This is a genomic window from Nonomuraea glycinis, from assembly GCF_035920485.1.
Taxonomy (GTDB): domain Bacteria; phylum Actinomycetota; class Actinomycetes; order Streptosporangiales; family Streptosporangiaceae; genus Nonomuraea; species Nonomuraea glycinis.
Window position 1 is genome coordinate 4,686,099 of record NZ_CP109166.1, and the last position, 11,627, is coordinate 4,697,725.

The following is an 11,627-nucleotide window of genomic DNA, read 5'->3' on the forward strand; positions in this document are numbered from 1 at the left end:
TAGCTCATTGAGATCGCATAGACGGAAGATTGTCCAGCCAGAAGTATAGAAAGATCAGGGACCATAACACTCGACTGTGGTCCGATACATTATCGTCGTGTTCCTCTACCAATTTGCGAACTATGTCGTGTTCGAAGGTGTCTGAGATGATTTGACGAGAAAGGAGGGAATCGTGTAGTTGGTCGCGGAGAGGGCCGCGGAACCACTCTTCGAAGGGGATCCAGAACTTGTGCTTTGCCCGGGTGAGGATGGCGGGAGGCAGGTGGCCGCGGATCCCCGATCGGAGCAGTTCCTTGCCGTCCAGAGCGTCGTAGCGTGCCCGGGCCTGTAAGGAGGCGACGAAACGCAGCACTCTGGGGTCGGCGAAGGGGAGCGCGGTGTCGAGTCCGGCGCCGCCGAACACCCGTGTGTCCTTCATGTAGACGCCCTCGGTCAGCCACGTGCGCCACTGGCCGAACAGCAGGCGATCGAGTCCGGACCGGGCGCGGTGCTCCTCGTAGATCCCGGCCAGCACGCGAACGGGCAGATCGGCTGGTACGTCCAGGCTCTTCGAGAACCGTTGATGCAATGTCTCGTCGGCCAGCCGAATTCGGTTCAGGTAGAGCCGGGCGAGTGCCGTCGAATCGCCGGGCAAGCTGGCCCAGTGGATGTCATCGGAGGGCGACATCGGAAATCCCAGTACCTCGTCGCCGCCCTCGCCGGTCACCATCAGGTCACATCGTTCGGCTGCCGCTGTGGCCAGCAGGTGGGTGGCGAAGGCCGCCTGGTCGGCGTTGGGAGTCTCGAAGTCTCGCACCAGTCGCGGCAGCACGTGCAGATCGGACGGCCGTACCGGAATCACGATGTGCTCCAGCTCGAGATGATCCGCCACCAGCGCGGCGTAGTCCGACTCGTCGTATCCCGCCTCGGCGAACGACGCGGTGTAAGCCACCGGCCTGCGGCCTAGCCGGCGTGTCAGCAGGACGGCGTTGGTGCTGGTGTCGATTCCGCCGCTGAGCGTCATGCCGAGCCGTTCGACGTCCGCAGTCCGTTCCCGCAGGGCGGTGGTGAGCACCTCGAAGAAGGGTTCCGTTGGCAGTGGCTCGGGCTCTTCCGATTCCCCGATCAGATCGTCGGCCGATGGCGGGCGATGATCGACGTGCCTTTCTGAAAGCCGGCCGTGCCGACGGGTGATGACCGTGCCTGGTTGCGGTCGGCGGATGTCCTCGAAGATGGTGTACGGCGCGGGCACGTATTGGAAGGCCAGGTAGAGAGCCATTCCCTCGTGGGACAGCGAGATGCCGTTCCAGGCGAGGCGCCGGAGGTCGGTGCTGTAGCCGAATTGGTGACCGGACGTCCAGAGATAGGCGTGCCCAAAGCCGCCGGTGTCGTTGAGCAGGTGCAGTTCATGCCGAATACGGTCGAGCACGACTGCCGTGAAATGACCGTCTCGTGAGACAGCTGCCTCTATGCCTCCGTTCTGATAGCTGGCGTAGAGCCCGGCGGCGCCTTCTCCGCCGCACAACCATCCGTCGAGCACGCAGACGCCGCCGGCCGTCTCATGGACAGAGCATCGGTCATCGGCCCTGATCTCCACGTCGTCAACGACGCAAGACCAGTGCGCGGGGGACTCGTCCGGCAGGTAGTCGCGTTCCGGAAGCCTGATCGTCCGTACCAGGAGTGTCATGGTTCCTCCACATCGGCGGGGACCCGTCCGACGCCCCGGTACGTCAGTCCCGCACTGATGACGCCGGTCTGATCCAGCATGTTCTTCGCGTCTATGACCAGGCAGCCGGGGGCGGCGGCCTGAGCTACCGTGTGCCAGTCAAGCCCAGTGACCTCGGGAAACTCGGTCAGCGCGATGATGACGGTCGCGCCGGTAACGGCTGCTGTGACGTTCTCCACGTGATCGACACCGGGGAAGAGCGCCTGCACCGTCTCGGCGGTCAGCACCGGGTCCCATACACGCAGCCGGGCAGCCCGCGCGGCCAGTGCGGGAATCAGCCGTAGGCTCGGCGCGGCGCGCATGTCGTCGCTCCCTGGTTCGTAGAGCAGACCCAATACCGCGACATCGGGGGCCGGGCTGATGTCATGGACGAAATCCATCGGGAACATCTGTTGCCGGGTGTTGACTTCGGTCACCGATTCGAGCAATAACATGGTTCGGCCGGAATCGCGGGCCCGCCGGGTCAGCAGGGCGACATCCTTCCCGAGGCAGGAGTCGCCGTAGCCAAGGCCCGGCCGCCAGAAGCCCTGGCCCATTCGAGGATCGAGCGACACGCCTTTGATCACATCGTCGACGTTGATTTGTTGTGTTTCGCACCAGCGGGCGATCTCGTTGGCAAAGCTGATCTTCGTGGCGAGAAACGCGTTGCTGGCGTACTTGACCATTTCGGCTTCCCGGGGGGCGGTGACGACCCGGGGGGCGGAAAGGTCGTGGTAGAGCTCTTCGACGAGGGGGAGTAGTGCTTGATTCCACAGGCCCAGCACCAGGCGATCGGGCGTGCGCCAGTCGGCGAGGGCCTGGCCCTGGCTCAGGAACTCGGGATTATGGATGTACCGCTCTCTGAGTTCGGGGAATTCGTTGACCAGTTCGTCGCTGGTGCCGGGCGGAATCGTGCTCTTGACGATGATCAACGAGGGCGCCTGGATACTCGAGATCACGGTGCCGATCACCTTGCGTACTTCCCGGGTGTCGACCTCGTCGCCGGGCAGCAAAGGCGTGGAGACGGCCACGATGACCACGTCGGTGAGTTCGGTCGTTTCGGTGCGGAAGTCGATCGGCACCGCGCTCAGCGCCGCTTCCAGACCAGGCTCGTGGAAGGGGATGATTTTTCGCTGAAGTAGCTCGATGCGGTCAGGATTGTGGTCGATGCCGATCACCTTGTGACCGGATTCCGCGAGCCCGACCGCGGCCGTGAGCCCGACATAACCCAGCCCCACCACTGTTATCAGCAAGGACGTGCTCCTCTCCGTAAAAGGTTGTGCCGGCACCACATTTCCAGTGCGAGGGCTTTGAAAGCGAAGGGAGAGCCTCCACCCGGAGGAAAATGTGCCTTGGTCAACTCGCGGGCGGCGGCAGGCGAGATTATGCCGCGGCGGACCAGTTCGCCTTCGAGGAGCAGTTCTCCATAAGAGGCGAACAAGATCTCGTACCACTGTTTGATCGGTGGGGAGAAACTACGTTTGGGGCGATCGATGATCGCGGTCGGCAGGAGAAATCTGACCGCTTCCCGGAGCCGGTGCTTAGGCGGCTCGTGATGATCGGGTGCGGCTTTACGAAGCCCGATCACCGCGTCGACGAGATGGTGATCGACAAATGGCAGCCGGAGTTCGACCGAGTTGGCCATGCTCAGACGGTCACCTTGAGCGATCCCGTTCTCGCGGAGATAGGTCGACATGATCAGCTGATCGGGGGGCGTGGGCGGGAAGAGCGGTGGCGTGAGTCCCCGCATGGCCTCGCCGTAATATCGCGGGCCGTCATCTCGGGCCTCGCGAAAATCGGGATCCAGCTCATAGAAGATGGGCGCGCTCCCACGGTCGGCACGCCGCATCGCCTCACGCACCCAGGGATAGCCCCAGAACAGCTCGTCAGCACCCTGACCTTGCAACATCACACGGACGCCCGCCTCCCGGGCGGAGCGCATCACGGCGAAGTAGCAGATTCCGGCCATGTCCGCGATCGGGTCATCCCACGCGGCGACGACCTGGGGGAACAGCCGAACAACCGAGGCCGGCCCGAGTTCGATTTCGTGGAACTCCATATCGAGCTCGTTGGCGAAGGATCGGGCGAGTTCCCGTTCGTCGATACCGCGGTGGCCGGTGTATCCGACGCTGAAGGCCTTCGGGCGGATATCGGCGTCTCGCGCGGCCAATGCGGCCACGATGCTTGAGTCGATCCCACCACTGAGCGCGACTCCGATCGGTTGATCGGCGTGGGCAACGAGTGGTGACAGCTCCCGCAGCAAATCGGCGATGACGTGATCCGGCCTGTCCGCGCGCGCTTCGGCCGCATCGAGCAGCCAGTACGGACGATCGTGGATCGCCCAGTCTTTCGTGTTCACAGTGATGAGGTGGCCGGCGGGAATCTTTTGCACGCCGCGCAGGATGCTGTCGGGCTCGGTAACGTATTCGAGATGAAAGTACGCGTTGACGCTTCGCGGCTCCAACTCGACATCGACGCCCGCTGCGATCAGCGCCTTGGCCTCCGAGGCGAAGAGGAGTCCGTCAGGGGACTCGCGCAGATATAACGGTTTTTCTCCCAGGCGGTCTCTCGCCAGCAGGAGCCGTCCCATCCGCTCATCCCATAGCGCGAGTGCGAACATTCCGCGAAGTCGATCGAGGAACAGCGTTCCGTGCTCCTCATAGAGGTGCAGGATGACTTCGCAGTCCCCTTTGCTCCGGAAGACGTGCCCCTTACTGAGGAGATCCTTCCGAAGCTCCCGATAGTTGTAGATCTCACCGTTGACGATCAGGACGATTGTGGAGTCGTGGTTGATGAATGGTTGCCAGGACCCGCCAGGATCGATGATCGCCAAACGGTTGAACCCCAGTGACACCTCGGCTGTGTCGTAGAAGTTCATGCCATCGGGCCCGCGGTGCTTCAGTGCTTCTGTCATCGTTCGCACGAGGTCGCTACGCGCAGTACCACGTCTGGCCAGGTGGCCGCTGATCCCACACATGCCACTAAACTATACGAGAATTACCTTCCTGAATTGTGCAGAAGTTGCATGCGCCCAAATATGGATGAAGGTGTTCGCGTCCATCCGGATGGAATTGATCTCTCCGGTTGCCGTTTCGGCAGGTTGGGCGGCCGGATGACTTTGGCCGAAACTGGGTGTGCCCTGCAAGCCAAGATGGGGACGGGTTTTGGTGGGACAGATAGTCGCATTATGGTTCTAGAGAGCCTTAAAGGCTGAGGTTATGGTGGCCTGTCGCAGCCCTTGCCGAATCCGTCGTTCGGACCTCGTTCGTCAGCTGCTCCAAAGGAGAGGCCCAACGCCTGGCCGTGCCCCGGGATCTCAGCCGACAACCTGGACTTTCTCGGCTGGCATGACCCGCGCGCCCGACCGCGCCCACCTGGTCAGGCCGACTCGCGGATGATCAGCTCGGTGGGCAGGATCACCGGGACGGCGGGGCCTTCGCCGAACAGGCGCAGCAGCAGGCCGACCATGGCCGCCGTCTGCTCGGCGATCGGGTGGCGCACGGTCGTCAGCGGCGGCTCGGTGTAGCGGGCGGCCTCGATGTCGTCGAAGCCCACCACCGCCACGTCGTCGGGCACCCGGCGGCCCGCCTGGCGCAGCGATTGCAGGGCGCCGACCGCCATCAGGTCGTTGGCCACGAAGACGGCGTCCAGCGACGGGTCGTCGCGCAGGAGCTGGCGCATGGCCACCGCGCCGGACTCGCGGGTGAAGTCGCCGACGGCCACGATCGAGCGGTGGTCGGAGTCGTGCAGCACGTTGCGGTAGCCGGTGAGCCGGTCCTGGCCGCCGATCATGTCCTGCGGGCCGGCGATCGTGGCGATCCGGCGGCGGCCGAGGCCGACGAGGTGACGCACCGCGGTCTCGGCCCCGCCGACGTTGTCGTTGTCGACGTACGGGATCTCGACGGGGACGGCGGGACGGCCGTAGGAGACGACCGGCACGCGCAGGCGGGACAGCGCGGACGGCAGTGGGTCGGCGCCGTGCATGGAGATGAGCATGACGCCGTCCACGTGCCCGCCGGCGATGTAACGCTCCACCCGGGCGTGGCTCTCGGCCGAGGAGGCGAGCATCAGCACGACCTGCTTGTTGACCGCCTCCAGCTCGTAGCTGGCCGAGCGGATCACCGTGGAGAACAGCGGGTCCTCGGAGAACACCCTGGTCGGGGGCTCGGAGACGACCAGGGCGATCGAGTCGGTCCGCTGCGTGACGAGGCTGCGCGCCGCCGAGTTGGGCACATAGCCCAGCTCGTCGATCGCGCGCTGCACCGCGTCGCGGATCTGCGGCGCCACGGTCGTCTGGCCGTTGACGACGCGGGAGGCGGTGGCCCGGGAGACGCCCGCCCGGGCGGCGACCGCCTCCAGGGTCGGACGTCTCATGACTGCATCAAACAGGAGAGCACGGAAGGAATCTACAGGCCGTTCGCGGCGATCACGTCGCGGTACCACAGCGCGCTGTCCTTGGGCACCCTGGTCTGCGTCGCGTAGTCCACGTGCACGATGCCGAACCGGCGCCGGTAGCCCTCCGCCCACTCGAAGTTGTCCAGCAGCGACCAGACGAGGTAGCCCCGCAGATCGGCGCCCTGCTCGATGGCCCGGCCCACCTCGTGCAGGTGTCCCCGCAGGTAGGACACGCGGTCCACGTCGTGCACCCGGCCGTCCTGCACGACGTCGTCGAAGGCCGCGCCGTTCTCCGTGACCATGAGGCCCACCTGCGGATAGTCCTGCGAGAGCCGTACCAGCAGCCTGGACAGGCCGTCGGGGACGATCGGCCAGCCCATCGCGGTGGTCGGCGCGTCCGCCGCGGCGAACTCGACGTCCTCCGAGCCCGGCCAGGCCGCGTCGGCGGGCCGGCCGGGACCGGCCTGCACCACGCACGGGTTGTAGTAGTTGATCCCGACCAGGTCGATCGGCGCGTTGATGATTTTGAGGTCGCCGTCCTGGATGTGCTCGGTGCCGCCGTTGCGGGCGGCGGCGGCCAGCACCTCCTCGGGGTAACGGCCGTGGATCGCCGGGTCGAGGAACTGCCTGGTGAGCAGGGCGTGGATGCGGTCGACGGCCGCCGCGTCGGCCTCGCTCGCGACCGCCTGCGGGTCGTTGACCTGGGCCGGGGTCAGCACCGGGGAGGAGTTGACCACCAGCATGATGCTCCGCGCGCCGAGCTCCCGCAGCCGGGTCGCCGCCAGGCCGTGGCCCAGCATCAGGTGGTGGGCCGAGCGCAGGGCGTGGGCCGGGTTCTTGCGGCCGGGGGCGTGCACGCCGTTGCCGTAGCCGAGGAAGGCCGCGACCCACGGCTCGTTCAGGGTCGCCCAGTCGTGCACCCGGTCGCCCAGCCGGTCGTGGACGAGCTGGGCGTAGTCGGCGAAGCGGTAGGCGGTGTCGCGGTTCGCCCAGCCGCCGCGGTCCTCCAGCGCTTGGGGAAGATCCCAGTGATAAAGCGTGATGTACGGCGAAATTTCGGCTTCCAGGAGCTTGTCCACGAGCCTGTCGTAGAACGCCAGCCCGCGCGGGTTGGCCGGCCCCTGCCCGTCGGGCTGGATGCGCGGCCAGGCCACCGAGAACCGGTAGGCCGCCAGCCGCAGCTCACGCATCAGCTCGACGTCGTCCTGGTAACGGTGGTAGTGATCGCAGGCGACGTCCCCTGTGTCGCCGTCCGCCACGTTGCCGGGGGCATGGGAGAAGGTGTCCCAGATCGACTGGCCGCGCCCGTCCTCCTTGACCGCCCCCTCGATCTGGTAGGAAGCCGTTGCGGCGCCCCAGACGAAGTTTTCCGGGAAAATCATCCCTTGACCGCTCCTTGCATGATTCCGCCGATGATTTGCTTACCGAACAGGGCGAAGACGAGGACGAGCGGCAGTGTGCCGATCGCGGTCCCGGCCAGCCCCAGCACGTAGTCGTTGACGTACCCGCTGGCGAGGGTCGACAGCGCCACCTGGACCGTCGGATTGTCCGGGGTGAGGACGACGAGCGGCCAGAAGTAGTCGTTCCAGGCCGACATGAAGGTCAGCATGCCGAGCACGGCCGCCGCCGGCCGGGCGGCGGGCAGCACGACGTGCCAGAAGAGCCCCCAGGTCGTGCACCCGTCGACCCGTCCCGCCTCCAGCAGCTCGTTCGGCAGCGCCCTGGACAGATACTGCGTCATGAAGAACACGCCGAAGGCGTTGACCAGCGCCGGCACGATCAGCGCGTAGTTGGTGCCGGTCCACTCCAGCTTGATCATGAGCATGTAGAGCGGGATGATGCCGAGCTGGGCGGGCACCATCATGGTCGCGACCGTGATGACGAGCATCACGTTCTTGCCCCGGAAGCGCAGCTTGGCGAAGGCGAACCCGGCCAGCGTCGAGAAGAACATCACCGCCAGCGAGATCGACCCCGCCACGATGACCGAGTTCAGCAGCGCGAGCCCGAAGGGCACGGTGTCGAAGACCCGGGCCACGTTGGCGAAGAAATTGCCGCCGGGCAGCAGCGGCGGCGGCACCTCGGCCAGCGCCGAGTTGTGCCGGGAGGCCACGACCACGCTGTAGTAGAGCGGGAAGGCCGAGAAGAAGGCCACCGCGGTCAGCGTCAGATAGCGCAGTCTCACAGCAGACCACCCTTCACGCGCCTGCTGAGCAGGAAGTTCACGCCGGCGACCAGCACCACGATGAGGAACATCACCCACGACGCCGCCGAGGCGTAGCCGAAGTCGAACACGGTGAACGCCTGCTCGTAGACGTACAGCGCCAGCGTCTGGAACTGCCGGTCCGGCCCGCCGCTCACCAGGCCGCCTCCGCCGCCGCTGCTCGTGCCGAACAGCATCGGCTCGGCGATGACCTGCATGGCGCCGATGGTGGAGACGATGACCACGAAGATGATCGTCGGCCGGATCATCGGGATGGTGATCCGGCGCAGCTGGGTGGCGCCGCTCGCGCCGTCCAGGGTCGCGGCCTCGTACAGCTCCCGTGGCACGGCCTGCATCGCGGCCAGGAAGATGAGCGCGTTGTAGCCGGTCCACCGCCACATGATCATCACGGAGAGCGCGATGTGCGAGGTCGCGGTCCCGGCGGCCCAGTCGATCTGACCGACGCCGACCAGCGACAGCATCCAGTTGATCAGCCCGAAGTCCCGGCCGAACAGCTGGCTGAAGATCACCACGACGGCCACCACGCTGGTCACGTTCGGCAGCAGCAGCGAGATCCGGAACAGCGTCTGGAAGCGCAGCCGCCGGTTGAGCAGGTGCGCGAGCCAGATGGACAGCACCAGCTGCGGCACGGTCGACAGCACGCCGATCGACAGCGTGTTGAACGTGGCGTTCCAGAAGTAGCCGTCGGCGAGCAGCGTCTCGTAGTTCTTCAGCCCGATGAACGTCTGCTCCTCGTCCAGCAGCGTCCACTCGTGCAGGCTGACCCAGGCCGTATAGAACAGCGGGAAGAGGCCGAACGCGCCGAACAGCAGGAAGAAGGGGGCGACGTAGGCGTACGGCGACACCCTCGTGTCGAGGGTGTGCCGCATGCTCCGCCTACGTGGTCGGGTGACCGCGAGGGGAAGGGTGCTCATTTGATCTTCTTGACGTCCTCGAGCACCTGCGCCCACGACTCGTCCGGGGTCTGCTTGCCCTGCTCGACCCGGCCCAGGCCGTTGCCGATGGCCGTGCGGACGTCGGCCTCCTTCGGGCCGAGGTGCTGCGGCTTGAGCGCCTTGGCGGCCTCGGAGTAGATCTTGCCGATGGGCGTGTCACCGAAGAACGGCTTGGTGAAGCTCTGGATCGACGGGTCGTCGTAGAGCGCCGGGATCGACGGGAAGATGCCCTCCTCCTTGAAGATCTGGGCCTGGGCGTCCTTGGTGGTGAGGAAGTCGACCAGCTCGGCGGCCTCCTTCGGGTGCTTGCTCTGCTTGGGCACCATCAGGTGGGAGCCGCCGCTGTTGCCCGATCCGCCGGGGACGGTGGCGATGTCCCACTTGCCGGTGGCGTCCTTGGCCTGCTCCTGGATGAAGCCGGTCATCCAGGCCGGGCAGATGATCGTGGCGAACGAGCCCTTGGCGAAGCCGGTGTTCCATGGCGGGGTGAAGGCGGCGAGCTTGGCGGTCAGCCCTTCGGCGGTGATCTGGTTGGACAGGTCCCAGGCCTTCTTGACGTCCGGGTTGGAGTCCACGACGAGGTTGTCCTGCGGGTCGTACAGGCCGGTCGGGGCCTGGTTCACGATCGCGCGGAAGATCTCACCGGGGGAGTCCACGAACTTGGCGCCGGCCACGTCCGCCGCGGCGAACTTCTTGCCCGTGGCGATGTAGTCCTCCCAGGTCGGCCAGAGCGCGGCGACCTCCTCGCGGTCCTCGGGCAGCCCGGCCTTCTTGAACAGGTCCTTGCGGTAGCACATGGCCAGCCCGCCGACGTCGGTGCCAAGGCCGAGCACCTGCCCGCCCTGCTTGCTCAGGCCCTGCTGCCACTTCCAGTCGAGGTAGTCGCCCTGCCGCTTGTCGAGGCCGTACTGCTTGAGGTCGTGGAACTTCTGCGGCTGGGCGGTGAAAGTGCTGATGTAGCCGACCTCGACCGCCTCGACGTCGCCCGCGCCCGCGTTGGTCGCCAGCCGCTTGACGAGGTTGTTGTGGTGGTCGTTGAACTGGGTGATGTTCTCGACGATCTCCACATTGGGGTGGGTCTTCTTGAACTCCTCGTACAGCGGCTTGAAGCCGAGGTCGCCGAAGAGCCCGACCTTCAGCTGAATCTTCTCCGCGGGCGCGGCGGCGCCGTCGGACGCGGGGCCGGACGCGGTGTCGCTGCCGCCGCACGCGGCGGTCGCGAGCGCGAGTGCCGACGCGGTGATCAAGGGTACGGCAAGTCGCCGGAAACGGGAGGTCATGGAACTCTCCTGGATTCGTACCAAGGGGGTGACTGAGAGAGCGCTCTCTCGCCAGATTCGCGGCCATAACCAGGGGCTGTCAACGATTGTGCGATAACAATCGCCGTTACCGAGAGAGCGATCTCTCGGCACTTCAGGATGGGGAGCGCTCCCATGTAAGCAGGGATTTCAGGCGGGGACGGGCTTCTAGCCGTTGAGGACGCGGCCGACCATGCGGGCGTACATCCGGCCCGGACTCGGCGCCTGCGTGAGGAACCCCGGCAGCATCGGCAGCGACACCGCCAGCGGCTCCAGCCGCCGATAGAGCTCGTCGGCGTCGGCCGGCCGGTCGCCCGGCTTCTTCTCCAGCAACTGGGCCAGCAGCGTGCCCAGCTCGCGGGGGACCCCGGGAACGGCCGGCGGGCGCTGCTTCACCTGCTTCTCGAACACCACATAGTCCGTGGGCCCGGTGAACAGCTGCCGCCCGGTCAGCATCTCGTGCAGCACGCAGCCGAGCGCGTAGAGGTCGCTGCGCGGCTCGGCGACGCCGTGCTGGATCTGCTCGGGCGCCATGTACGCGGGCGTCCCCAGGATCTGCCCGACCCTGGTGAAGGTCGTCACGTCGGCGTCGCGCAGCATGGCCAGGCCGAAGTCCAGCACCTTGACGCTGCCGTCGGGGCAGAGCATGAGATTGGTCGGCTTGAGGTCGCGGTGGCAGATCGACAGCGCGTGCGCGGCCGAGAGCACCGCGCACGCCTGGGCGGCGATGGCGGCCGCCCAGGGCACCGGCAGCGGCCCGTGCTCGCTCACCACGTCGGCCACCGTGACGCCCTCGATGAACTGCATCACCTGATAGAGCCGCTGCTCGTGGGTGCCGAAGTCATAGAGGACGGGCGCGCCGGGATGCTCCAGCCTGGCCAGGATGCGCGCCTCGCGGATGAACCTGCGCTCCAGCTCCTGGTCAGGGCCGCTGGGCAGCCTGAGGAGCTTGACCGCGACCCTGCGGTCCAGATGGCGGTCATGGCCGGCGTACACCGCGCCCATGCCGCCCTGCCCGAGGGGAAGGGCATCGAGCGCATAGCGGTCCCCGATGACCATTAGCCCCCTCCCGCCGTCTTTCGGAAAAACTACAC

The 11,627-nt window shown here is 66.2% G+C and carries 9 protein-coding genes; all 9 read right to left on the minus strand.

Features of this window, described 5'->3' with window-relative positions:
• Window positions 1-4 precede the first annotated feature (4 nt).
• The 9 genes from OHA68_RS22190 to OHA68_RS22230 all read right to left on the minus strand — a co-directional run bounded on the left by OHA68_RS22190 (window position 5) and on the right by OHA68_RS22230 (window position 11,592).
• Window positions 5-1,666, minus strand: a complete 1,662-nt coding sequence (locus OHA68_RS22190; RefSeq protein WP_327109348.1) for an asparagine synthetase B family protein — start codon at window positions 1,664-1,666, stop codon at window positions 5-7.
• Complete coding sequence (locus OHA68_RS22195; protein WP_327109349.1) at window positions 1,663-2,937, minus strand: nucleotide sugar dehydrogenase; 1,275 nt, start codon at window positions 2,935-2,937, stop codon at window positions 1,663-1,665. The genes OHA68_RS22190 and OHA68_RS22195 overlap by 4 nt, the downstream gene beginning before the upstream one ends.
• Window positions 2,931-4,661 carry an asparagine synthase (glutamine-hydrolyzing) gene (asnB, locus tag OHA68_RS22200; RefSeq protein WP_327109350.1) on the minus strand — a complete coding sequence of 577 codons (1,731 nt, stop codon included), beginning with the start codon at window positions 4,659-4,661 and terminating at the stop codon, window positions 2,931-2,933. Before asnB ends, OHA68_RS22195 begins: the two co-directional genes overlap by 7 nt.
• Before the next feature lie 401 nt (window positions 4,662-5,062).
• Window positions 5,063-6,058 carry a LacI family DNA-binding transcriptional regulator gene (locus OHA68_RS22205; RefSeq protein ID WP_189138507.1) on the minus strand — a complete coding sequence of 332 codons (996 nt, stop codon included), beginning with the start codon at window positions 6,056-6,058 and terminating at the stop codon, window positions 5,063-5,065.
• A 32-nt stretch (window positions 6,059-6,090) separates the two neighbouring features.
• Window positions 6,091-7,461, minus strand: coding sequence for a GH1 family beta-glucosidase (locus OHA68_RS22210; protein WP_327109351.1), 1,371 nt, complete (start codon window positions 7,459-7,461; stop codon window positions 6,091-6,093).
• Window positions 7,458-8,261: a carbohydrate ABC transporter permease gene (locus OHA68_RS22215; RefSeq protein WP_189138505.1), complete on the minus strand. Its 804-nt coding sequence runs from the start codon at window positions 8,259-8,261 to the stop codon at window positions 7,458-7,460. Before OHA68_RS22215 ends, OHA68_RS22210 begins: the two co-directional genes overlap by 4 nt.
• Window positions 8,258-9,214, minus strand: a complete 957-nt coding sequence (locus OHA68_RS22220) for a carbohydrate ABC transporter permease (RefSeq protein ID WP_327109352.1) — start codon at window positions 9,212-9,214, stop codon at window positions 8,258-8,260. The genes OHA68_RS22215 and OHA68_RS22220 overlap by 4 nt, the downstream gene beginning before the upstream one ends.
• Window positions 9,211-10,515 carry an ABC transporter substrate-binding protein gene (locus OHA68_RS22225; RefSeq protein ID WP_327109353.1) on the minus strand — a complete coding sequence of 435 codons (1,305 nt, stop codon included), beginning with the start codon at window positions 10,513-10,515 and terminating at the stop codon, window positions 9,211-9,213. The genes OHA68_RS22220 and OHA68_RS22225 overlap by 4 nt, the downstream gene beginning before the upstream one ends.
• Before the next feature lie 186 nt (window positions 10,516-10,701).
• A complete protein-coding gene (locus tag OHA68_RS22230) occupies window positions 10,702-11,592 on the minus strand; it encodes a serine/threonine-protein kinase (protein WP_189138502.1) in 891 nt (296 codons plus the stop codon).
• Between the last annotated feature and the right edge of the window lie 35 nt (window positions 11,593-11,627).

Excerpts from the sequence above, each read along its gene's own strand:
- OHA68_RS22190 (WP_327109348.1), bottom strand. The coding sequence starts at position 1,666 with ATGACACTCCTGGTACGGACGATCAGGCTTCCGGAACGCGACTACCTG.
- asnB (WP_327109350.1), bottom strand. The coding sequence starts at position 4,661 with ATGTGTGGGATCAGCGGCCACCTGGCCAGACGTGGTACTGCGCGTAGC.
- OHA68_RS22205 (WP_189138507.1), bottom strand. The coding sequence starts at position 6,058 with ATGAGACGTCCGACCCTGGAGGCGGTCGCCGCCCGGGCGGGCGTCTCC.
- OHA68_RS22210 (WP_327109351.1), bottom strand. The coding sequence starts at position 7,461 with ATGATTTTCCCGGAAAACTTCGTCTGGGGCGCCGCAACGGCTTCCTAC.
- OHA68_RS22220 (WP_327109352.1), bottom strand. The coding sequence starts at position 9,214 with ATGAGCACCCTTCCCCTCGCGGTCACCCGACCACGTAGGCGGAGCATG.
- OHA68_RS22225 (WP_327109353.1), bottom strand. The coding sequence starts at position 10,515 with ATGACCTCCCGTTTCCGGCGACTTGCCGTACCCTTGATCACCGCGTCG.
- OHA68_RS22230 (WP_189138502.1), bottom strand. The coding sequence starts at position 11,592 with ATGGTCATCGGGGACCGCTATGCGCTCGATGCCCTTCCCCTCGGGCAG.